Genomic DNA, 22496 nt, shown 5'->3' on the forward strand with positions numbered 1-22496 from the left:
TGCTAATGAGTCACTTTAAACACCTTAATGCACGTCAACTACTCGAATTAATGGAAACAAAACGTTACGGGGCTGAATATCAGCCGATTGTATCAACAGTGGATGGGCGAATTTTTGCTTATGAATGTCTTTCTCGTTTTTATAAAGCGGATGGTCAGACTATCCCCCCAGATTTAGTTTACGCTTCATTACATGACAACCCTTTGAGCCTTTTTCAAGTAGAGTACGAACAAAAAAAATTACAACTTTCCTATGCGCCACACAGCGCCAATATATTTGTGAACCTGGATCAGGACTCTTACTCGGCATCCGGATTGTTAGACAGTAATAATCCTTTTGTGGCGTTGTTTAAAAATTATAATAAAGCGAATGTTATCGTAGAACTTATTGAAAACTCGGAATTAAGTGATGCTGTAATGAGTTTGTCGATGATTGATAACTTATCAAAAAATAACATTAGCACTGCTATTGATGATTTATTTAATCCACAATCAATGCTGTCAACGTCCGTTGTTCAGATGGTGGATTATATTAAGCTTGATAAATACGTCATTAAAAAACGCCACAGTAAAAATTTTATGCCCTTAGTCAACGCGATGATCTCTTATGCGCACGAAACAGGGAAAAAAATCATTTTAGAAGGGGTGGAAACACTAGAAGATCTCACTTTTGCAAAACAGATTGGTGCGGATTATGTGCAGGGTTTTTTATATAAAAAATTATTTAATAATGTTACCTGAGAGCGAAAGCGAATGATCAATAAAACATTGATCATTCGTTATGGGGAGTCAAAAATATACTGCTTCACTTGAGCAAGTGTCATATGCCCGCTTGAGTGAGCGACATCTTTGTCTACCATTAAATGGGGTTTAAAGCCGTAACAACGCTCATTCTTACGTAAACCAAAAGTTGAATTAAAGCCTTGATTCACCGTTATCGCGATAAGGTCGCCTGTTTCAACATCAAATAATGGACCACCAGAATTTCCCTGTAATGTTTCAATATTGGTGGTCATATAATAAGGGCTGGCCATCTCTTTTAGCGTGCCGTTAGTATTTTGCTTTAAAGATAAACCCAGTGGATAACCGACGGATATCGCCTTTCGTCCAGAGAAGAACGGGGTGAAGTTAATATTAAAAGCAATGTAACCCTCGACCTCAGCCTCCAGTTCAAGCAATGCAATATCTCGATAATTTGAATAATCGTGCATATCAGGAGGTAGGGGACCCACTCCAATTTTTTGGCGCTGACGATTAATGGTATTACGTTCAAAGGAATAGCCGCTTCGGATTAATTCAAAATTTTTAAAAATGACTCGTTGTACTTTGTAACCTTTCTTTAATGCTAGGTTGTCACCATTTTGGTAATTAAAAAACCATGTTTTAGAAAATATATTCTTATCAACGCAATGGCCCGCTGTCGCCACAAGATTTGGTTTAAGTAAGACACCGCTGCAGGTGCCAATTGCGATTTGCTTGATAAAAGGGACATCTTCACAGACATTGCGGTTTTTGGTGTTGTTATAAAATATAGAAAGAATACGATCTGCTAACAGGGTTTTTTTATGGATATTATTATCATCAACTAAAATACCGGTATTAGTCAGCATATGTTTGTACTGAAGGGTGTGTGTATTACTATTTTTGAAATCAATAACGCGATTTTCACTCAGCCTCTCTGCACATAATTGCAGTGAAAAGAGTAACAATAGGATCGCACTTAAAAATTTATTCATTTAAAAAGCATACGTTCGATTCGCAAAAAATCCAGTAACATTTTTTTGGTTTTTTAAAAATACATTTAAGTATAAACTGTGAGGTGTGTTTTGTATTTAAGTGCTTTAAAGGCTAAGCGAATGTAAATAAAGCAATCTTTACTATATACCTATTAATTATTAGCAGTATTATGTAATAAGATTAATTCATTAAAATAATTAGGAAATGTTATGAAAACAATTACACAAGTAAAAAGAAGTAACCGTCTTGATAAAAAACTTTATGTTGGTAAGTACGCTGTATTAGGCTTTGATGTTTCATTTAAATTTGCCGATCTTGATGAGCAAGCTTTTGATCGTTTTTTTGCTGATATAGTGACATTTGTTGATTCGCGTAATCTTATTATGGGCGGTGCCGGTGGTACGCAAAGTTTTACTATCTTCATCAGCAGCTACGGCCGTTACCTAAGTGCAACAGACGAAGACCGTAGCGCATTTGAGCAATGGTTAGCAGGTTATGAATTCATTATTGATAGTTCTGTTGCGCCTCTTTCAGATGCATATTACGGTCAGTAATAAACACTTATTTTATAATCCTTAACTTTTCTATAAAATAAGTTAAGGATTTCTTTGTAAATGTCGATAACTATCAAAGGTGATAATTTTTTCGAGCGTATTGGAGAGTAGCATGAAAGTAGATATGCAAAATTTTCAGCCTTTAGCGATGTTTAATCAATTGACACAAGGTAATGTGAAAATTGCTTCAGATGCAAAGGCTCTTAACGATAACCATATTGATAAAAATAATGTTGCTGCCAATGTTGTTAATAATCGATTAAATGAAGCGCTGGGGTTGCCTGCACAAGGGGCAAACAAAGACGTGACTGTTTTTGACTTTGAGACGGTGACTAAGAATATTCTTAACGTTGTTACCGGTGCAATCAACAACGCTAAAAATAATGGTGCAACGGAAGGCGAGTTAAATAAGATGCTTTCCGATGCGCAAAAAGGCATGAAAGAAGGCCTTAATGGTGCTTCAAAAGAGCTTGCTGAACTTGGATTATTAACGAGTAATATTAAACAAGGTATTGATGAAACTGCGAAGCAACTTACAAGCGGTTTAAATACCTTTGCTGATGAAATTTTGGCTAATACTGACTCCCCGCCAATGGGGTTAACTAGCTATAAAGAAGCCAGCCATTATAATTTAACCAAAGACGCCTCTTTTAAATTCATTACTAAAGAGGGTGATCAAGTTAATATTACCTTTAACTCTGAGTACCTGCAGCAGAACGTATCCGTTTCCAATTTGACTGAAAATGGTTTAAATCACGCCTCTTCCCAAAAAACAAGCTCTCAGACTGCCTTTTCCTTTGAGGTAAATGGCGAGCTAAATGAAGATGAACAGCAGACCATCAATAAATTGCTTGGTAGTTTACAAAATGTCAGTGATCTATTCTTTAATGGCGACCTGGAAGACGCTTTTGATGAAGCGCAAACTATCTCGATGGACCCAACACATTTAGCCGCGTTTTCGATGGATCTTAATCGGAGCGAAACGGTCGCCTCTATTAAAGAATACCAAAAAGTGATGCCAGGAAAAGAGCTTGCGCAGAATTTCAGGCCTATTAATGATGAGTTAACGCAAGCATACGAGCAAGCAAAGCCTTTTGCTATTGAAGAACATCTTACTGAATTACTTCAGTGGTTAGCACCGGATGACAAAGAATCAGATAATTTATTGGAGTACAGTGAGTCTGTCTTTGAACAATTAGCTAATTTAGCGTCTCAACGTGAAAATAGATGACAATTTAGTCATTGATTTAACTAATATTTTACAGAGTTGTTGTTGATTTAAAAAAACACAAAGCGTACTCTTTAATTATATCGGCTTCAATGTCGATATGGTCATGTATTTGGCTAAGCATACGGAAATGCTTAATTAGTCAGGGATAAACGGCAATGTGTGATAATACCAACTGAATTTAATTTTTGATCAGCCTTGCTGGTTAAAATGAACGCTATCTGCGTTATGAATATTGAAAGGAGAATAACTACTTCCTGCAACTCATGCCTTGATAGCCCTCATTTTTCCTGCGCAATACAAGATCACATATTTAATACACTTGGTATAAGGATTATTAACCCTAATATTGCTATAAGTTAGCCTTTTTTGTTGAAACGTAAAGGGGCCTCCGGTTATATCTTACTTTTTACTCTTCTCCTCATTGCTTAGTTAAATCGTTCATTAATTTAACAAGGATGAGTTAAATGTTTAAATTTAGTCCAGCGAAAAAAGCCGTTTCTATTGCGTTACTTTCTTCATCACTGACACTTCTCGCAAGTCATAGTGCGTTTGCTGCTGAGGGTGCTATCAGCGCTTTTGTACCAGGTAAAACAAAAGTATCTAATGGTGATGTTGTTTCTTATAAAGGCGAATGTTTTAGTGCAAAACATAACCCTGGCACATGGGAAACACCAAGTGCTGCTTCATGGTTTTGGGATGTTAGCTCGTGCAATAACATCGTGACACCAACGGGAATACCGACACCTGTTATTATACCAACCCCCATTAGCACCCCAACACCTGTTGTTGTCGCGACACCATTTATTGCAGGTAAAACAAAAGCAAAGAATGGCGATATTGTTAGTTATAAAGGCGAATGTTTTGTTGCTAAAAATAATCCCGGTACATGGGAGACACCAAGTGTTGCTTCATGGTTCTGGGAGCTGGCGGGTTGTGACAGTGTTGTCATTACACCCACGCCAGTTGTTATTACACCAACGCCAGTTTTCATTACGCCAACACCGGTTGTAATTACGCCAACACCTATTGTGATTACACCCACGCCGGTTGTGATTACGCCAACACCTATACCGCCATTTACAGGCGAACTAAGTGTAACGGAAGATGGTAACGGTGGTTTCTTAATTCCACGTGCACAATTATCAGCAATTGAAACAGAGCTAACGAGTGGCGAGTTATTTGATTTAATTCGTGCTGACGCGGTAACACTCGATAATATTGCTGTTGAAGCCGTATTACCAATGCGTCTGGCGAACCCTGATAACGTGTTACGTGCTGAATCAATAATTGATAGCGCACTATGGGAGTTCTTATTCCCAATACGTAATGAGGCTTATACTTACCGTCGTTTTTTACAGGCAATTGCTAAGTTCCCTGCGTTCTGTCGTACCTATGAAGATGGTCGTGATTCAGACGCTATCTGTAAACGTTCAATGGCAACAATGTTTGCACACTTTACACAAGAAACGGGTGCGCATGCTCCTGGCTGGGAAGGTGCGAAGGGTAATCCCGAATGGCGTCAAGGTCTCTATTATCTCCGTGAGATGTATAAATCAGAATCGGATACAACAGGACCTTATAATGCGTGTTCAGGATGGCAAGGTGAGCGTTGGCCTTGTGCAAAAGATAAAAGCTACTTTGGTCGTGGTGCAAAACAGTTAAGTTGGAATTATAACTACGGTCCATTTTCTGAGGCGATGTTTGGCGATAAAGATGTCTTGTTAGAAAATCCAGATTTGGTCGCTGATACTTGGTTAAATCTTGCTTCTGCCGTGTTCTTTTATGTTTACCCGCAGCCGCCTAAACCAAGCATGTTACATGTTATAGATGGAACGTGGCAGCCAAATGCAGCGGATAAAGCAGCTGGCATTGAGCATGGTTTTGGTGCAACTATTCAAATCATCAATGGTGCATTTGAATGTAATAAAGGCACTACGTCTAATCAAGCGAAAAGTCGTATTGCTTATTACAAAGAGTTTTCAAACTACTTAAATCTTGATATTTCTGCTGAGAAATTAGATTGTGCTGATATGAAAGCATTCAATACTGATGGTGCAGGCGCATTAATGATCAACTGGGATAAAGATTGGGGATGGGATGCAAATACACCTGCCAACCATAGCTTCAAATGTAAACTCGCAGGTTACCAAACCGCTTATAGCGCTTGGGCAAGTGGTGATTATGAAATGTGTGTTGAAGATAATTTTAATACGCAAGCAACCGATGGTAATGGCGTGATCATTCCTAAAGGTGAGTAATTAGCTCGCCGTTAACAAATGAACGTTAAGTGACAGCAAAGGCCAATATCATTTTATGATACTGGCCTTTTTTAATGCGTTTAAGTTTTAGTGTTCGCTGTAATTAAGTTCGGTATTAGTCGATTCAAGCGGTAATACCAGCCTTTAAGACGTTTAAAAAAGAGTGCCATGATGATACTTCCTGCTAGAAAAGAGAGTATTAATAGCGAAATAAGTGTTTCTAATGTTTGCTCTTGAGAATCAAAAATAATGCGTAAAATATGATCTTGTCTTAGTGATATTCTAATGTAGCCAATCTTCTCATCTTCTTTATATAATTCGGCGATATAAGGAATAATGCCTTTGATCTCTTTACCTGATGAAGGGTTTATTTTTAACAGGATAGGTAATAATAACGGCTCATTTGACTGGAACAATACCTTGCCTAAATTATCGTAAATCGTCGCATCACGCACCATAGGGTCGTTACTTAAATCATTAATTAATAGCTGTAAATCTTTGTTTTTTTGTTGAGCAAGGTAACGAGCAGCCTCCGCCGCAGCCAAATTAGTTAGCGAGTATGAGAATTTTTCAGTTTGTTGGTAGCGCACTTCATTGGAGATAACGCGTAATGCATTTAATTGAAAAATAATAATAATAGAAACGACTAATAAACCGCTAATTTGAAAAAATCGTAAGCAGTAATACATTTTTTTATTCATCGATTATTCCTTGGGATCGCTTGTAATCGTTAAAAGCAATCGCTATTGTTATTGCGCTTCAGTGGATGAGGCTCATCTCATTATAAATGATAGGTATATTACTGTGAAAACGATACAAAAAATGCACATCCCTTCAACATCTCAGTCATTAATTCAATGGAGAGATGCTTTAAAACAAGATGTTACTAATCTTGAGTCTCTTTTATTTCAAAAAGGCATATTAACACAGATTAACGATCCTGCCTTTGTAAAAAAATCTGAATTGATTGTGATGGGGAAATCATTTTCTTGCGAAGAACTAAGCGCTTTATTAACCCTATTAAATGAGCAAGGTATCGACTCTATAATGCTTTGCTCACCAGAGGAAATTGCAGGTGTTAGCACTATCAGATTGTTATTAAATGCATTTCCAACGTCATTAAAAAAACGATTAGATGAATTTAGTAAAAGCAGTGCACTTGATTTTGCGTTAATGGAAAGCTTTCCAGATTGGTCGCAGCCAGGTCTTGTGTTAATGGATATGGACTCAACCACAATACAAATTGAATGTATTGATGAGATTGCACGACTGTATGGTGTAGGCGAGCAAGTTTCAGCGGTGACAGCACTTGCGATGCAAGGCAAGCTTGATTTTAATGAAAGCTTGCGTACACGTGTCGGCAAGCTGGAGAATATGCCACTTTCTATTATGGATGAAGTCGCAGACAACATGCCATTAATGCCGGGTTTACAAACCTTAATTGCAGGGCTCAAAAAGGCAGGCTGGAAAGTCGCGATTGCGTCAGGCGGGTTTAACTATTTTGCAGACAGACTAAAACAAGATCATGGGTTTGATTTTACCATCGCTAATACATTAGAAGTGGCTGATGGCGCCTTAACAGGAAAAGTTGTTGGCGAAATAGTCAATGCAGATGTAAAAGCGCGTACGTTAATAGAGCTCGCGAAACAATACGATATTCCAATGACACAAACCATTGCTATTGGTGATGGTGCGAATGATTTAGTGATGATGGCCGCTTCAGCAATGGGCATTGCGATTCATGCAAAACCTATCGTACAAGAACAAGCTGCAATATCATTGAACAGTTTAGATTTAGAAGGTGCTCTCGCTATTTTAAGTGCAAATAGCAGTACTAATTGGTCTTAATCGCGATTAGATGAAACAAGCGATAAGCGCAATGCTTACTGCTTGTTTCTTTAGACGTGAGCGCTCTCAGGCTAACAACTAACTAGTTGGCTAATTTAACCTCTTTTTTTTCAACCGTACTGATAATATCTGCTGTTCGGTCTGTTATCTCAATCATCGCTTCCACTGCGTGTAATTCCTCTTCAAGTTTCTTCGTTAAATGAATCGCAAAGCGTGAAATAGCACGTACTTCATTTTTAATACTGTCTATATCTACGTTAGGCAGTGGCGTCAAACGATAGTGCAGTGCGTAGAAGGAGGCATTAAATTGACTCTCACGGATAAACGTTGCTTTTGCTTGGTCTGATTTGAAATCTTCATCAAGAAAGCTACTCACTTTCAATTGTTGTTTTTCATCTTTGACCACTTTGATATAAATCAGCGCTTCTTTATTTAATGATCCTGCTTCACTTGCTTTTAAAGGTTGTGTAATCAGACGCTCATAAAGCTGGTTGTTTGCTAGTGGAGAGTAATTTACTTCATGCTTGTTATCACTAAACATGGAAAAAAGTGCATGCAAAGGGTGGTCTGTGGTTTCCATTGCTGCAAAGGTGATTTTATGACGAGCACCGATTTTACTGATAAAAAAGACCGTATTGGTAAACGATTCTTCGGCAACTTCAATCAGATGTTTTCCCGGTGGCTGCTGTTTTTCTTTTAAAGGTCTACAGGTGAAATGTTTGGCATTATTTTTCACTAAAACGGAAAAAAATTGTTGGCATATATCGAGCGTTTTTTTATCGCATACCTGTAGGTGTAATATATTGTTAGCACCTGTTCTAACCACTTTGTACTGCAAATTTGAAAGGGCAAACTTTTTAGAGATTTTTTGTAACTCAGTTAAATTAACCGTTAATTTGGTTGAAGTTGAGAATGCCGTAATTTGATTCAGTTTTATTTTTAAACCGGTATAAGAAAAATCAATAATCTTGCCATTATAAGCACTCTTTTTATCTGCAACCGAAAGGTTACTTGAGTACAGGTAGCGTGCCTCTTTACGTTGCTCAGTAGAAAAAAGGGTAAACACAGGGGTAGGCGCAATGGTGTTTTCATTACGATGTACAAACTGATTGAGTTGGTTTACATCACTCTTACTCAGTTCTTCATCGATGACAAAAGGGTAAGCCTTACTTAATCGTTGTAAGGTCGCCATATGTGTCACTTTTTTAAATATCGCGGGAACAGGCTCTGCGACCTGTTGTCGTTTGGCTGTTTGATATTGGTAATCTGATAATGTTAAGTGGTACACCCGCCAATTTGACTTACTACGGCCATAGTTAATAAAAGTGTGTTTGAGGTCTTTCTCAATGAGTTCTTCTTCGCTTGCAGAAAGAAAATATTGTTTACCTTTCACCGTATGAGTAAAAGTATAAATGGTCGTACTATCTAACGTCTGCATACTGGCAATCAGTTTAATTAAGCGTAATTCATTAAACAAAAAGTTGAGCTGGTTAACGCCTTCGCAGTGCCATTCATTGAGTAACTGCTGATTGATTTTGTTTTTTAATGCAAAAATAAACGGCGAAGGAGCATGGGCATCAAGACAAATTGGCAGTGTATTCATCTGGGCCAGATAACTTTGCTTTAAAGCGCTTATTTTGGCTAATTGGTAGTAATAATGTACATCTATTTTGTATTTGTATTGATTAAGGCGAATAAATTCACTCATGAAGGTGAGAAAACGCTGCTTGTCATCTGCATAATTAAGATACAAATAGTGGCTATCATCAGCATCACTTTCTTGTTTTACGAGTTGATAAGTTATCGGCTCTTTTAATACTTTCTCATGATATTCAAGATCTAACCCAGAAAAAGTAAGTGACATTAACGTTTGAGGCTGAAATTGAATATGCTCTTTTAATTTCAATTTCACACCCGAAAGAGAAATATTAGAAGTGTGGGCCTTCAACGCTTTTCCATCACTAAGGGTGATCGTGATATCAGAAACAAAAAACATACGTGGTGCGCCACGTTTATTCTTTTGTGAAAGCGTGATCAGTTCACATTGCTCTTGTGTTATGACTTTGGTTTCTGGTGAGCGCTGTTGGGATTTTTTCTTGATTTTTTCTAGTGCGATATAGGCGTGTACCGCTTCATATACACCGACGGTATAAAGTCCGTATAGCGTTATATTTTTCTGTAATACAACCGTAGTGGGCTTTGTTAAATAGTGCTTTAATTTGTCCTGTTCAACAAGGTCACATTTCTCTGTGACCTTGTCTCGTATGTCGAGTATACGTTGGCAGGGTTTCGCAAGGCGACTGAGTTCCATTTTGATGAGAAACTTATCACTTGCACTTTCACCAAATAATATCTTATTGAGAAGGTCATTGAAATCGGGCTCATTACGCAGTGGGATGAGCTCAATTATTTGAGTTTGATAGGCCTTTAAATCCATAAATAACTATATTTCATCCAATTATTTCTATTATTATATTCAACATATCTGCGCAGTCGCTTACTGTTGAGTGATTACATATTAAAGACTAGGAAGTCGTGCGAGAGAAAAGGTTACCCCAACGATTTCTGAGGCACTTTAGTACTAGTCTTCATCTAAATTAATAAGTTGTGACATTTCGCGGTGCATTAATTCACTATCTGCAAGGTTTAATTGAATTAAGCGTTTGAGATGTGAAATGCTTTCTAAACTCAGTGTTAAGAATTTAATGCCCAGTAAGTCTTCTTTCTGGTGACATATAATCCCATTAATTTCCAAAATGATATCAGATCCTGCCAGTGTTAGGTTTAAATTAACCAATGCATCCGGTTCATCGTGCCATGCTTCTGGACGATGCACTAAGGCTCCATTTAATGAAATATCTACTAATTCAGTTTTTGATATTTCTATTTCACCTGCGACCTCTTCACTTAGTGAACAGTCACCAGAAAAAATAACTCGTGAAAATCGACGTCTTTCTGACATTTTTATTTCCTATTTTAGTTGATATTACAAATATATTGCTTATATATCATAGGTAACTGTTGGCAAATTAGCGACTTACCGAGGACATTATTTTTGTTAATGAGATCATAAATAACATCAATAGTTAATTTTTCTAAACAGCCTTGTGAAATAGGGCGATAACTAATATGCCACGGCTCGGCAGCAACGCCACCTTGGTAAGTTTGATAGGGGCGATAAAAACCAAAGGTGCCCATATTCTCTGATAACCATTGGTTTAATTCAAAGAAATAACCTGACTGCTGATACTCAGAACACACTAATTGAAGCTTTTTCCCTTGAGGTAATAGGCTTGGGTCATAGATATCAATATCGGTGCCCCAATGATGACGACTTACACCCGGTAACGCTGACCAGTGTAAAATAGCGAAGAGCTTTTCTAATTCAGAAAGTTGCTCTGTATCAAGTGGTGTTTCATCTTTATTAAGCAGCGGGGCTTTTCCTGCGTACTTATTATTCCAAATTAATCGTTGTCGTTCAAAACTTCGAAAGCCACTGGCAATTTGTAAATTAAAACCTGCTTTTTTAGCACTTTCTTGCAGTGCTAAAAAAGGAGCAACCACATCACTGTGAATCGCTGTACGCGCATCAAGTTGAGTCAAATGTGTTTCTATTTGACCCGTGAGCTCTGTTATTTGCATGCTAATAGGTTTTCTAAAGTAAGTGCATAGATATCAACTAAAGACTCTAAATCGTCGATATTCACGCTTTCATTGATTTTATGAATGGTTTTATTACTTGGACCTAATTCTACAACCTGCGCACCTGTTGGGGCGATAAAACGTGCATCTGATGTGCCACCACTTGTTGAAAGTTCAGTGGTTAAGCCAGTCACTGTTTTAATCGCTTGGCTTGCTGCATCTGTTAATGAACCTGGTTGGGTGATAAAAGGAGAACCGTTATAAGTCCACTTTACATCAAAAGCAACATCATGACTTTTTAGTATTTCTTCAACACGTGCGGTGATTTGATCTGCCGTTAATTCTGTTGAATAACGGAAGTTACATTGAATATGTGCCTGTGCAGGCACCACATTACTTGCACCAGTACCTGAATTGAAATTAGTGATTTGGAAACTAGTCGGCGGAAAATATGCATTGCCACTATCCCAGGTCGTCGCAGTCAGCTCTGTCATCGCTGACATACAATTATGAATCGGGTTCTTCACTAAATGAGGATAAGCAACATGGCCTTGTACACCATTAATGGTTAAATCGGCTGTCAGGGAGCCGCGGCGGCCATTTTTGATGGTATCACCCACGTGATCGGTACTTGAAGGTTCACCAACAATGCAATAATCGATTTTTTCATTACGTGCTTCGAGTGTATCAATGACACGTGTTGTGCCATTAATAAATGGGCCTTCTTCATCGCTGGTGATGAGCATCGCGATAGAGCCATTATGATCTTGATTATTTTCAATGAATTTTTCAAGGCCAACCATAAATGCAGCTAGTCCACTCTTCATATCAGCAGCACCTCGTCCATAAAGGTAGCCATCAATGACGGTCGGTTCAAAAGGAGGGCACTTCCATAGGTGCTCAGGTCCGGTCGGCACAACATCAGTATGGCCTGCAAAACATAATAAAGGTTTTTCACTGCCGCGACGTGCCCAAAGGTTAAGCGTATCTTCAAACTCCATGACTTCACAGGTAAAGCCGATTTTTTCTAAACGTTTAATTAGTAGTGGTTGGCATCCCGCATCATTAGGCGTGAGGGATGGACGGCTTATTAAATCTTTTAAAAGTGCTAATACAGGAGAGTCTGACATTTGTGTTCCTTAAATGGCGAAAAATGCTTGGTATGTTTCAGCTTTAAAACCCAAAATCGGGGTGTTGTTACTGATTAATAAAGGGCGTTTGATTAACGTGGGAAATTCAATAAACAGGGGGATGGCAGTGGCTTCGCTGAGTGATTCCTTTTGCTCTGCGCTAAGTGCTCGAAAACTCGTGCTGCGTTTATTAAGTAAGTCTGTCCACGCGAGGTTTTTAAGAAACACGGTAAGCAGTGCTTCATCTAAACCCTCTTTTCGATAATCGTGAAAAGTATAAGTAATGTTATTGGTGATTAACCATTTTTGTGCTTTTTTAACTGTGTCGCAGTTCGGGATGCCGTAGAGAGTCGTCACAACTGTTTATCCATTGAAAATAAAAACAATTATAACAGAAGAAGAGAGGGGATCAGAAACAAAAAGAGCCACCTAAGTGACTCTTTAATACCATTATTAAGATTTAACTTATTTAATGATTTTTAATACTGGGTCTGTAGCAACAACAACAGTACCAGACATTTTTTGTAGTTCTTTAATCTCATCCATGTTTGAAATTACAACAGGTGTTAAGATTGATTTTGCATTTGCTTTTAGGAATTCTAGATCAAATTCGATGATAGTATCACCGGCTTTAACTTTTTGGCCTTCTTGAGCGATACGAGTGAAACCTTCGCCTTTTAGCTCAACAGTATCAATACCGAAATGAACAAATAGCTCAATACCCGTATCAGACTCTAAAGAGAATGCGTGGTTAGTTTCAAAAATCTTACCGATTTCACCGTCACAAGGTGCGACCATTTTGTTACCCGTTGGGCGGATTGCGATACCGTCACCAACAATTTTTTCTGCAAATACAACATCTGGCACATCTTCAATAGCAACGATTTCGCCAGAGATAGGTGCGATAATGTCAATTGTATTATCAGATTGTGTATTGCCTGAAACTGCTTTCTTTAATGAATCGAAAAAACCCATGGTTTAACTCCAAATTTTAAATTTATAGAATAAGTTACTAAACGGATCAAAGACTTAAATAGTATAGATCCGTTTCTTAAATTAGTTAATGCCTTTGGTCTTATTAAACTCAGTTACCAGGGCTTCAATTTCAGCTGCAGTTGCAACTGATAATGCTTTATCTGCTAATGCTTTAACATCAGAGAAATTAGTGTTACGGATAATTTTCTTAACCGTTGGAATTGACATTGCGCTCATTGAGAACTCGTCAAGGCCCATACCTAATAATAGTAGTGTTGCACGTTCATCACCTGCAAGTTCACCACACATACCAGTCCATTTACCCGCTGCGTGAGAAGCATCAATTACTGTTTTGATGATAGTCAGTACAGAAGGAGTCATTGGGTTGTATAGGTCAGAGATTAACTCATTACCACGGTCAACAGCAAGAGTATATTGTGTTAAATCGTTAGTACCAATACTAAAGAATTCAACTTCTTTAATTAGGTGGTGTGCAATCGCTGCAGCGGCTGGTGTTTCAATCATTACACCAATTTCAACTGCTTTATCGAATGCATGTCCTTCAGAAGTTAATTCTGCTTTAAGTACCACTAAAATTTCTTTTAGTTTACGAATTTCTTCAACAGAAATAATCATTGGGAACATAATACGAATCTTACCAAATGCAGAAGCACGTAATAGGGCACGTAATTGTGGGTTCATGATTTCAGGACGGTCAAAACAGATACGAATTGCACGCCAGCCTAAGAATGGATTCATTTCTTTTGGCAGGTCTAGGTAAGGTAAATCTTTGTCACCACCAATATCCATTGTGCGGATAATGCAGGCTTTCCCTTCCATTGCTTCAACAACTTCTTTATAAGCAACAAATTGCTCATCTTCAGTTGGTAATTGATCGCGGTCCATAAATAGGAATTCTGTGCGGTATAGACCAACACCTTCTGCGCCGTTGCGTTTAGCTCCATCAGTATCTTTTACAGTACCAATGTTTGAACAAACTTCAACGTGATGACCATCAAGGGTCATAGCAGGTAAATCTTTTAATTTAGCCAGTTCTTCTTTGTCAGCAAGAAAAGTTGCTTTAATTTCTTTTGCTTCAGCCAGTTCAGCTTCGCTTGGGTTAATAATAATTTTATTATTAAGCGCGTCAAGAATGATAGTGTCACCATTTTTTACACGTTTAGTAATATCATTAGTACCAACAATCGCAGGGATTTCAAGAGAGCGAGCCATAATAGAAGTATGTGAAGTACGACCACCGATATCAGTGATGAAACCTAATACTTTATCTAGATTGATTTGAGCTGTTTCAGAAGGCGTTAAATCGTTTGCGATTAAAACAACTTCTTCGTTGATATTGCTTAGGTTAACAATGTCGATACCTAATACATTTTTCAACAAGCGGCTTCCGATATCACGGAAATCAGAAGCACGTTCACGAAGATAAGGGTCTTCAAGTTCTTGCAACATCGCCGCGTTTTCTTCAACAATGTTGTGAATTGCAAAGTCAGCTGAGCAATTATGTTTCTTGATGTAAGCTACGATATCTTCTTCTAGCTCTTCATCTTCAAGCAACATAATGTGCCCCTCGAAGATTGCTTCTTTCTCTTCACCAAATGTTTCCAGTGCTTTTTGTTTCACTATTTCAAGCTGAGCCGAAGCTTTCGCGCGCCCTTCCAGGAAACGTGTAACTTCTAAATTTATATCTTCAACTTTATCCATGTTGAGAGAGATTTCGTCTTCCTGTAATAACAGTGCTTTCGCAAAGGTAATACCAGGTGAGGCTAGAATGCCAGATATCATAAACTATCCTTAAATTTCGAACTAAAAAAAGTGTTAATTATACAAGTGTTGCCATTAGAGCAACTAAAGTATCAACTGCTTTTTGTTCGTCAGCACCTTCAGCTTTAATATTTACCGATGTACCTTGTGTTAAACCTAAAGTTTGAAGCTTGAATAAGCTTTTTGCACTTGCAGATTTACCACCAACTTCTACAGAGATATCAGATGCAAATGATTTAGCTTCTTTTACAAACTGAGCAGCTGGACGAGTATGAAGACCGTTTGGAGCTGTGATTGTTACTGTTTTTTGATACATGGAAACACCTTAATTTTTATGAAAAAAAATATCGTCATTACAACTTCTTCATCTAGTCGAAGTGATAACAAGGAATAAAACTGTTGTAGTAAAGTAACCAATAAAGACAATGATGAATTTAATCTAGGTCAAGTTTTCTGCTACAAGTCACACTTTTATGTCATTAAATATTCATTTAATTCCATAGTCATATATTACAACATCCATATTGTAGTTAGATAATCCTTAAATAGAGCGAGCGGGTCAACTGATTTTTGCGAAAATTCAGTAAAAAAAAGCTGAAAAACACTCTGCCTGCGTGCTTTGTGAGCACTTTTAGATGGTATTTTATAAATAAAAAAAGACACCTCAAGTGTCTTCTAAATATCATGTTATTTTAACGTCGTTTTTTTATACAATTCAAGCGAAAGTTTCGCCTTCAAATACACCCGCAAAAAGTGCAGTTGAAAGGTAACGCTCGCCAGAACTTGGTAAAATAACAACAATGTTTTTGTCTTTAAATTCTGGTAAAGCGGCTAAACGAGCCGCTGCAACAACCGCTGCACCCGAAGAAATGCCGGCTAAAATACCTTCTTCTTCCATTAAGCGACGCGCCATTTCAATTGCGTCATCGTTACTGACTTGTTCAGCACGATCAATTAATGAAATATCTAAGTTTTTCGGGATAAATCCAGCGCCAATACCTTGGATCTTATGTGGTCCTGGTTTAACGTCTTCGCCTGCTAATGTTTGAGAGATAACAGGAGAGTCTGTCGGCTCAACAGCAACACTAATGATAGCTTTGCCCTGTGTTTCTTTAATGTAACGGCTAACGCCTGAAATCGTACCACCAGTACCAACACCCGCAACGAATACATCGATTTCACCGTCTGTATCATTCCAGATCTCTGGGCCTGTTGTTGTTTCATGAATGGCTGGGTTTGCTGGGTTTTCGAATTGACGTAATACTAAGTATTTACCAGGCGCTTCGGCTGCGATTTCTTCTGCTTTGTTGATTGCGCCTTTCATGCCTAATGCGCCATCAGTTAATACTAAGTTTGCACCTAATGCTTTTAGTAGTTTACGACGTTCAATACTCATTGTATTAGGCATGGTTAGTGTGATTTTATAGCCACGTGCAGAAGCAACAAATGCTAATGCAATACCCGTGTTACCACTGGTCGCTTCTACTAATTCTACATCTTTAGTTAACGTGCCGTTTTTCTCAGCTTCCCAAATCATGTTTGCGCCAATACGACATTTAACACTAAAGCTTGGATTACGACTTTCAATTTTAGCGAAGACGTTACCGGTAGTAACGTTATTTAAACGTACAAGTGGAGTATGACCAATCGTTTGCGAGTTATCTGTAAAAATCTTAGACATTATATACTTCCCTTTATTTGCTATTAATTAATGATAAAAACAGCATAGCGGAAGTCAGGAAAAGGAGGAAATATAATTTGGTTATAGGATATGGAAATTTGTGATAACGTGAGACCGAGGGTTAAAAGCTAGTTTCAAAGCCGAGCAGTGCATTACTGTTACCGTAACCTGGCATGTCACTATCAGAGATAATGACTTTTATCTTACTATTGTCACCAGTACTAAAACTGATTCCCGCGCCAAGTGAAAACTCACTAGAGTAAACATTGAGGAATTGCGTATTAGAATAATGCCCTGATAGCGCTTGGTCTTCTGATAAATTACTTAAAAGACGTGTTGATGGATCTGAAAAATTACCAAATAATTCTATTTTTAAACCTTGACTATTTTCTGCAATCAACGGAATTGACACTAATTCATAATGTGAACTCGTTTCAAAAGTACTATCTGCGATAGCTGTATTGAAGGTGATGGTATGATAGAAAGAGGTAAAAACATCGTCGAGATAAGAATAAGTTTTTGCAGGAATTTGATAAACCGCATCTAAGCTAAGCAAGCTAATATCCGTTATTTGCTGTTGTCCTTTTTTCTTATATTCAACTTGTAAACTATTGCTCGGTACTTCTGCTGCAAAACAAAAAGAAGAGGGAAGCAGTGCAGTAATAATGCATGTTTTAAATGTAGTTACTAATTTCATATGTCCCTCCCATTGATGATATTTAAATAATGGTCAATATTATATGCCACATCGCTCTTATTTACAGCTTAAAAAGTGTAAATAAAGGTGAAGTTTTTGTAATAATTCTATTTTCTCTGGGCTATGTTGATGCTCTAGTGCTAATGCATCAATCTTTTCAATGTAAGTTTGCTGGTGTTCTAGCAAATACAATTGACATTCTCTTTGCCATTTTTCCAAGTCATCAATATCCAGAAACTGTTCACCGTTACGGGCTCGATAATGCCATAACAGTTTTTCTAAGCGCGGGTCTTCAAATTCAAAATCGCTATTTACAAGTTTAGAAATCTCAGTGTTAGCGACTTGATCAATAAGCTTTTTATCGTTATTTGAAAAGAATCCTCCACTGTACAACATCTCTTCGGCTGTCTGCTTTTCATCAAACTCTCGTTCCTGAAAAAAGACTTCCTGAAGTTTTTTGGCCAGTGTCGGTTGTGTTTTTATGAAATCTAAAGATTGTCTGCATTGCGCTCTGTCTATGCCTAACTCATCAGCACGTTGCTCCGATAATGTTTTAGCGGGAGCCACAATAGGGCATTTGTTAATGTGGATTAGTTTAATGGCTGGGCGTGTTACTCCCTCGGGAAGATCAGCCGTTGACGTATAAAGATAATGGCGAATCTCTTCAGCGCTTAAGGTCGCAAGAGCGCTGAGATCTTTATTCAGATCAACAACAATCACTGCATTTTTGTTGGTTGGGTGCTCTGCAATGGGCAATACATAAGAGATACAACCTTGCAGTGCAGGAAACATGCCTGAGACATGAATAATAGGTAAAAAAGAGCCCATTTTTAAGGCGCTAAGTACATTGGCCTTTTTACGTAGATTAAAACAGTAATCATATAATTTAGGTTGTTTCTGTTTAATCAGTTTGGCAATCGCGATGGTTGCATACACATCCGACATAGCATCGTGGGCTTGATCATGCGCCAATTTGTTCTCTAGTGTTAACAGCTCTAATCTGAAAGAGGGCACATCATTGTCGTCAATCGGCCAATTAATGCCTTCTGGGCGTAATGCATAACAAGCGCGTACTAAGTCGATGATATCCCAGCGAGAGCACCCATTTTTCCATTCACGTTGATAAGCATCTAAAAAATTACGATATAAAGTAAAACGGGTGACTTCATCATCAAAACGAATATTGTTATAACCCACCACACAGGTATTAGCCTGGCTAAATTGATCGTTAATATTAGCAATGAACTCATTCTCAGCAATGCCATGTTGCAATGTTTGCTGTGGCGTGATGCCAGTGAGTAAGCAGGCAACGGGATCAGGCAGGTAATCACTCGGAATACGGCAATACCATTCATCAGCAGGCGCACAGGCAGTTAACTCAAGATCGGTCCTGATACCTGCAAATTGAGAGGGGCGATCAACACCTGGATTTAATCCGAAGGTTTCGTAATCGTGCCAGTAAAGGGTAATTGGTGCTTGCGTCATGGAGTTAAAGCCTTGTAAAACAATCGTATTGCGTATTGTGGGTAATTTTCCTTTAAAAAGCGAGAATTGTATTGTTGATTGCAGTAATTAAGCAGGTGCCATCTCGTCATTCCCGAGTTGTTTTATCGGGAATCTATGTTGGGTTAAGATAAAAGATATGTCCCCGATTAGACTAATGGCAGCCACTTTGTGGTGTGCCATCTCGTCATTCCCGAATTGTTTTATCGGGAATCTATGTTGGGTTAAGATAAAAGGTATGTCCCCGATTAGGCTTCTGGCAGCCACTTTGTGGAGTGCCATCTCGTCATTCCCGAGTTGTTTTATCGGGAATCTCTGTTGGGTTAAGATAAAAAATATGTCCCCGATTAGGCTTCTGGCAGCCACTTTGTGGTGTGCCATCTCGTCATTCCCGAGTTGTTTTATCGGGAATCTATGTTGGATTAAGATAAAAGATTGGGGGCCCCGATTGGCGTGAAGTTGCAAAGCTATGGCGTGAGATAGAAATGAGCAGAGCGGGGTTAAGTTGTCGTGTTTGTACCCAGTTACTTATATTAACAGGGGCTCGAAACAGTGAGATTCGAGAGGCACGAATAGGTGAGTTTGATTTAGAGCGAGGCATTTGAATATTACCTGCAGAGCGTTCCAAAACAAAAAAAGCAATCAGACGTGCTTTATCTTCCAAAGTAATCGAATTAGTTAAATCGCTCGACTTACCTTATGGCCGTGAACGCGAGTTTTTGATCCCCGGTCAATCAATCAATCAAAAAACCGTTAACCAGCCATGTACAAAATCGATTTGTGCAACGACTAAACGATCGCATGAAGTTAGAGCACTTTGTTCCTCACGATTTCAGGCGCACCATAGTGACTCGCTTAAGTGAAAACCAAATAATGCCTCATGTTACCGAAAAAATGTTAGGTCATGAATTGGGTGGAATAATGGCTATTTATAATAAGCACGACTGGCTTGATGAGCAGTTGATTGCTTATGAATTGTATTGGGAATTAATGGGAAAAGAGCTGTTTTAAATGGTTTACATAGTGAGAGCTTTTAATCTAAACACCTTTCATTCATATGCGTTTTATTTCACATCAATCTTTTATATATCCGATATCTACCTATTTAGGTGTAATAGTGTGTAATAGTCAGTTGCTATTGTTTTGTATATTATCCCGCGAATATTACAGGTGGTTTGGTATTTCTACGTCGTAAGACGAAATTAATCTATTTAATATAGATTTTAGAGCTCATGTTGTTACAAGTGCTCGCATAAACTTTTACTAAGTTATAGAGAGAGTGTTCGTGAAAGAAATAGAACTAAGAGATTGGGATCATTTTAAAGAGTACTTTGCTGATAATTATGGAGGAAAAGTTGAATATGTTTTTCGTGGCCATGGCGATCAAGAGTGGGAGTTAGCAAGTACATTAACACGTTTAGCAAATAATATTTCCAGTGATATGACTTCAGATTTTATTGAAAAAAAGCAACTAGAAAATTTTAGAATGAGGATTCGAGGTTTGAGGGGCCGTAACCCTTCCCCAATTGATGATTTAGAGCTTTGGTCTTTGGGCCAACATTATGGTTTATCAACTCCACTGTTAGATTGGACTTTCTCTCCTTACATAGCTGCATATTTTGCATTTGAGCAATCAAATTCTTGCTCTAGTGGCAAAAGAAGTATTTATGCTCTTAATAAATTGGATTTAATGTCAGACCCCCAATTTATAAGTAGTAACGGCTTTGAGTTTATTGAGCCAATGCAAGATGATAACAGCCGTATAGTTTCTCAAGCTGGTTTATTTACAAAAACGCCAATTGGGATTAGCTTAGAAGATTGGTTAATTAACCATAAATTGGACAAATATCTAATAAAGATGAATATAGAAAACGATTATAGATTAGAGGCAATTAATGATCTTCAGCTAATGAATATTGTTGGTTCTACTATTTACCCTGATCTTCATGGGGCAGCAACTACTTGTAATATGTGGTTTGAAACATTATCAAGTAATCATGAGTCTGACAAAATGTCACATTCGTTGATCGCACAACTTTTCCCTGAACAAACTCAAAAAACCAAAGAAAAGTCTGCAATTGAAAAACTCTAATAAGTTATTTAAACGGAACTAAAACTTTGGATTAGGCTTCGTTTGACCAAGATTATAACCCTCTGGTTTTTAGCTTAAATTAGTTTAGTTTAGCCCTTTACTCTGCCTCTTAAGTTTTTTCAAGGCCGTTTTATTCAAAGTAATAAGGTGTAGTAGCTATCCTTATTACAGTTACATTATGTAATGGAATGTATCGAGAATATTAATATATTTCATCTATTTTACTCTAATTTATTTAAAGGTAATTATAAGCAATGGCACATGATGCATCTGCTACATGGAGTGGGTTTAATTATCAAGGGAAAGTTGGTTTGTTTTACGCTTTGAGGCTTATGAATGATGATTTAAGCGCTAATGCAGCTTCAACTTTTGATTTACATGAATTAATCTTTGAAAATCATGAAGACTTTGACATTAAAAAAGATAATGTTCTTGAATCCATACATCAAGTGAAAGCATATAATTCTGGCGGGTTAGCTCGGTATAAAAATGCAGTGTTAACGACCGTTCTGGAATTACATACTAAACAGCTCCTTCATACTCAAGGCTTCTTACATACATGGAAAAAGATTGTTTTTTCAGGTGATAATACAATTGAAAACTTTATATTAAATGAAGTCCTTGCACTAAAAGAAGAATGGGATAATTGTGAAACACAAGAAGATAGTAAGATAGCAAAAGCGGTTAATGCTTCTCTTCTTTCTGGTAAAATCCCTAAAATATCAGCAATTCTTCGGTTGTGCTATGCGGGGTTTAATGGTGCACAGATTGCCGCTGATTTAGGCGTTTTTATCTCTAATGCTCAGGCCCAACCCATAAGTAATTTTTCTATTTATAAATATAGGTCAGGCGATGATTTCTGCGATTTAGAAAATGTTAACTTGTTAGTTCTACATGAAATTTCTAACTATCTTAATCATAAAGGCTTACCAAATTCGGAAGATATTAGAACTCGAATATTTAGTTCATTACTTGGGAATGTTGATGAGCATATAATTAATAGACATGAACATTTGAATCAAAATACTGGCCCAATACCAATCATCTTTCCTGAGATAATTGAAAAATTAGAATCTGATGTAATTGCAGATGCTAGTCCTGCTTTATTTGCGTTTGAATTTAAAAAGATGTTCACAGATTGTGTGTACAATTTTATAAATGATCCTGATTTATGTGGAGATGTGGAGTATGAAAAATATTTTAGTGATAGTGAAACAAGTGAATTTGAATATTGTTTAAAATATTTACTTACTTTACCTGCTTCTCAATTATTAGATTATTATATTCAACAATCTCCTCAGTCAAAAATAGCATATAAAGAGTGTATGGTTGCAAATGCTTTTGATATTGAAAAAGATGGTATTACG

21 protein-coding genes are annotated in these 22496 nt (G+C 37.6%); 8 read left to right on the forward strand and 13 right to left on the reverse strand.

Annotation, left to right across the window (positions count from 1 at the left end; genetic code table 11):
• Positions 1 to 5 precede the first annotated feature (5 nt).
• Entirely contained in the window at positions 6 to 740 is a 735-nt protein-coding gene (locus CXF74_RS09125) for an EAL domain-containing protein (protein WP_101082097.1), read from the forward strand.
• A gap of 38 nt (positions 741 to 778) precedes the next feature.
• Here the strand turns inward: CXF74_RS09125 and CXF74_RS09130 are convergent, their stop codons facing one another.
• A complete protein-coding gene (locus tag CXF74_RS09130) occupies positions 779 to 1735 on the reverse strand; it encodes a trypsin-like serine peptidase (protein WP_101082098.1) in 957 nt (318 codons plus the stop codon).
• A 210-nt stretch (positions 1736 to 1945) separates the two neighbouring features.
• Here CXF74_RS09130 and CXF74_RS09135 point away from each other — a divergent pair, with 210 nt between their 5' ends.
• The 3 genes from CXF74_RS09135 (at position 1946) to CXF74_RS09145 (ending at position 5779) form a co-directional block, all read left to right on the forward strand.
• Positions 1946 to 2290 (forward strand): 50S ribosome-binding protein YggL, encoded by a 345-nt coding sequence (locus CXF74_RS09135; protein WP_101082099.1) that lies wholly within the window; start codon positions 1946 to 1948, stop codon positions 2288 to 2290.
• A gap of 112 nt (positions 2291 to 2402) precedes the next feature.
• Complete coding sequence (locus tag CXF74_RS09140; RefSeq protein ID WP_101082100.1) at positions 2403 to 3521, forward strand: DUF5610 domain-containing protein; 1119 nt, start codon at positions 2403 to 2405, stop codon at positions 3519 to 3521.
• 464 nt (positions 3522 to 3985) lie between these two features.
• A complete protein-coding gene (locus tag CXF74_RS09145; protein WP_101082101.1) occupies positions 3986 to 5779 on the forward strand; it encodes a chitinase in 1794 nt (597 codons plus the stop codon).
• 80 nt (positions 5780 to 5859) lie between these two features.
• Here the strand turns inward: CXF74_RS09145 and CXF74_RS09150 are convergent, their stop codons facing one another.
• Positions 5860 to 6480: an AhpA/YtjB family protein gene (locus tag CXF74_RS09150; protein ID WP_101082102.1), complete on the reverse strand. Its 621-nt coding sequence runs from the start codon at positions 6478 to 6480 to the stop codon at positions 5860 to 5862.
• Between the two features lie 103 nt (positions 6481 to 6583).
• Between CXF74_RS09150 and serB the strand changes: the two genes are divergently transcribed.
• Entirely contained in the window at positions 6584 to 7627 is a 1044-nt protein-coding gene (gene serB, locus CXF74_RS09155) for a phosphoserine phosphatase SerB (RefSeq protein ID WP_232772480.1), read from the forward strand.
• Positions 7628 to 7709: 82 nt separating this feature from the next.
• Here serB and CXF74_RS09160 read toward each other — a convergent pair whose 3' ends face one another.
• The 11 genes from CXF74_RS09160 to sbcB all read right to left on the reverse strand — a co-directional run bounded on the left by CXF74_RS09160 (position 7710) and on the right by sbcB (position 19019).
• Positions 7710 to 10064: a PilZ domain-containing protein gene (locus CXF74_RS09160; RefSeq protein ID WP_101082103.1), complete on the reverse strand. Its 2355-nt coding sequence runs from the start codon at positions 10062 to 10064 to the stop codon at positions 7710 to 7712.
• A 144-nt stretch (positions 10065 to 10208) separates the two neighbouring features.
• The gene (locus tag CXF74_RS09165) at positions 10209 to 10589 is read right to left on the reverse strand and encodes a PilZ domain-containing protein (protein WP_101082104.1); all 381 of its coding nucleotides are present in this window, start codon (positions 10587 to 10589) and stop codon (positions 10209 to 10211) included.
• Positions 10590 to 10603: 14 nt separating this feature from the next.
• Entirely contained in the window at positions 10604 to 11269 is a 666-nt protein-coding gene (locus tag CXF74_RS09170) for a M15 family metallopeptidase (protein ID WP_101082105.1), read from the reverse strand.
• Positions 11260 to 12399 carry a succinyl-diaminopimelate desuccinylase gene (dapE, locus tag CXF74_RS09175; protein ID WP_101082106.1) on the reverse strand — a complete coding sequence of 380 codons (1140 nt, stop codon included), beginning with the start codon at positions 12397 to 12399 and terminating at the stop codon, positions 11260 to 11262. The genes CXF74_RS09170 and dapE overlap by 10 nt, the downstream gene beginning before the upstream one ends.
• Positions 12400 to 12408: 9 nt before the next feature.
• Positions 12409 to 12756, reverse strand: coding sequence for an ArsC family reductase (locus CXF74_RS09180; RefSeq protein WP_101082107.1), 348 nt, complete (start codon positions 12754 to 12756; stop codon positions 12409 to 12411).
• A gap of 108 nt (positions 12757 to 12864) precedes the next feature.
• A complete protein-coding gene (gene crr / locus CXF74_RS09185; RefSeq protein WP_101082108.1) occupies positions 12865 to 13374 on the reverse strand; it encodes a PTS glucose transporter subunit IIA in 510 nt (169 codons plus the stop codon).
• 81 nt (positions 13375 to 13455) lie between these two features.
• A complete protein-coding gene (gene ptsI, locus CXF74_RS09190; protein ID WP_101082109.1) occupies positions 13456 to 15177 on the reverse strand; it encodes a phosphoenolpyruvate-protein phosphotransferase PtsI in 1722 nt (573 codons plus the stop codon).
• Between the two features lie 37 nt (positions 15178 to 15214).
• A complete protein-coding gene (locus tag CXF74_RS09195) occupies positions 15215 to 15472 on the reverse strand; it encodes an HPr family phosphocarrier protein (protein WP_101082110.1) in 258 nt (85 codons plus the stop codon).
• Between the two features lie 399 nt (positions 15473 to 15871).
• Positions 15872 to 16837, reverse strand: coding sequence for a cysteine synthase A (gene cysK, locus CXF74_RS09200; RefSeq protein ID WP_101082111.1), 966 nt, complete (start codon positions 16835 to 16837; stop codon positions 15872 to 15874).
• A gap of 121 nt (positions 16838 to 16958) precedes the next feature.
• Entirely contained in the window at positions 16959 to 17534 is a 576-nt protein-coding gene (locus CXF74_RS09205) for a hypothetical protein (protein WP_101082112.1), read from the reverse strand.
• A gap of 57 nt (positions 17535 to 17591) precedes the next feature.
• Positions 17592 to 19019, reverse strand: a complete 1428-nt coding sequence (gene sbcB / locus CXF74_RS09210; RefSeq protein WP_101082113.1) for an exodeoxyribonuclease I — start codon at positions 19017 to 19019, stop codon at positions 17592 to 17594.
• A gap of 819 nt (positions 19020 to 19838) precedes the next feature.
• Here sbcB and CXF74_RS22480 point away from each other — a divergent pair.
• From CXF74_RS22480 to CXF74_RS09235, 3 genes are all read left to right on the forward strand, one after another.
• Positions 19839 to 20048, forward strand: coding sequence for a tyrosine-type recombinase/integrase (locus tag CXF74_RS22480; protein WP_232772481.1), 210 nt, complete (start codon positions 19839 to 19841; stop codon positions 20046 to 20048).
• A 274-nt stretch (positions 20049 to 20322) separates the two neighbouring features.
• Positions 20323 to 21129 carry an FRG domain-containing protein gene (locus CXF74_RS09230; protein ID WP_157822371.1) on the forward strand — a complete coding sequence of 269 codons (807 nt, stop codon included), beginning with the start codon at positions 20323 to 20325 and terminating at the stop codon, positions 21127 to 21129.
• A 254-nt stretch (positions 21130 to 21383) separates the two neighbouring features.
• Positions 21384 to 22496: ABC-three component system protein (locus CXF74_RS09235; protein ID WP_101082117.1), on the forward strand; the 1113-nt coding region annotated here is incomplete at its 3' end.

This window comes from Psychromonas sp. Urea-02u-13, assembly GCF_002835995.1.
Taxonomy (GTDB): Bacteria; Pseudomonadota; Gammaproteobacteria; order Enterobacterales; family Psychromonadaceae; genus Psychromonas.

Bases quoted from the DNA above. Each gene is read 5' to 3' on its own strand.
- CXF74_RS09125 (WP_101082097.1), top strand. From the start codon at position 6: ATGAGTCACTTTAAACACCTTAATGCACGTCAACTACTCGAATTAATG.
- CXF74_RS09205 (WP_101082112.1), bottom strand. From the start codon at position 17,534: ATGAAATTAGTAACTACATTTAAAACATGCATTATTACTGCACTGCTT.
- CXF74_RS09130 (WP_101082098.1), bottom strand. From the start codon at position 1,735: ATGAATAAATTTTTAAGTGCGATCCTATTGTTACTCTTTTCACTGCAA.
- CXF74_RS09140 (WP_101082100.1), top strand. From the start codon at position 2,403: ATGAAAGTAGATATGCAAAATTTTCAGCCTTTAGCGATGTTTAATCAA.
- CXF74_RS09165 (WP_101082104.1), bottom strand. From the start codon at position 10,589: ATGTCAGAAAGACGTCGATTTTCACGAGTTATTTTTTCTGGTGACTGT.
- CXF74_RS09195 (WP_101082110.1), bottom strand. From the start codon at position 15,472: ATGTATCAAAAAACAGTAACAATCACAGCTCCAAACGGTCTTCATACT.
- CXF74_RS09170 (WP_101082105.1), bottom strand. From the start codon at position 11,269: ATGCAAATAACAGAGCTCACGGGTCAAATAGAAACACATTTGACTCAA.
- CXF74_RS09135 (WP_101082099.1), top strand. From the start codon at position 1,946: ATGAAAACAATTACACAAGTAAAAAGAAGTAACCGTCTTGATAAAAAA.
- dapE (WP_101082106.1), bottom strand. From the start codon at position 12,399: ATGTCAGACTCTCCTGTATTAGCACTTTTAAAAGATTTAATAAGCCGT.
- CXF74_RS09145 (WP_101082101.1), top strand. From the start codon at position 3,986: ATGTTTAAATTTAGTCCAGCGAAAAAAGCCGTTTCTATTGCGTTACTT.
- CXF74_RS09160 (WP_101082103.1), bottom strand. From the start codon at position 10,064: ATGGATTTAAAGGCCTATCAAACTCAAATAATTGAGCTCATCCCACTG.
- crr (WP_101082108.1), bottom strand. From the start codon at position 13,374: ATGGGTTTTTTCGATTCATTAAAGAAAGCAGTTTCAGGCAATACACAA.
- CXF74_RS22480 (WP_232772481.1), top strand. From the start codon at position 19,839: ATGAAGTTAGAGCACTTTGTTCCTCACGATTTCAGGCGCACCATAGTG.
- ptsI (WP_101082109.1), bottom strand. From the start codon at position 15,177: ATGATATCTGGCATTCTAGCCTCACCTGGTATTACCTTTGCGAAAGCA.
- cysK (WP_101082111.1), bottom strand. From the start codon at position 16,837: ATGTCTAAGATTTTTACAGATAACTCGCAAACGATTGGTCATACTCCA.
- sbcB (WP_101082113.1), bottom strand. From the start codon at position 19,019: ATGACGCAAGCACCAATTACCCTTTACTGGCACGATTACGAAACCTTC.
- CXF74_RS09150 (WP_101082102.1), bottom strand. From the start codon at position 6,480: ATGAATAAAAAAATGTATTACTGCTTACGATTTTTTCAAATTAGCGGT.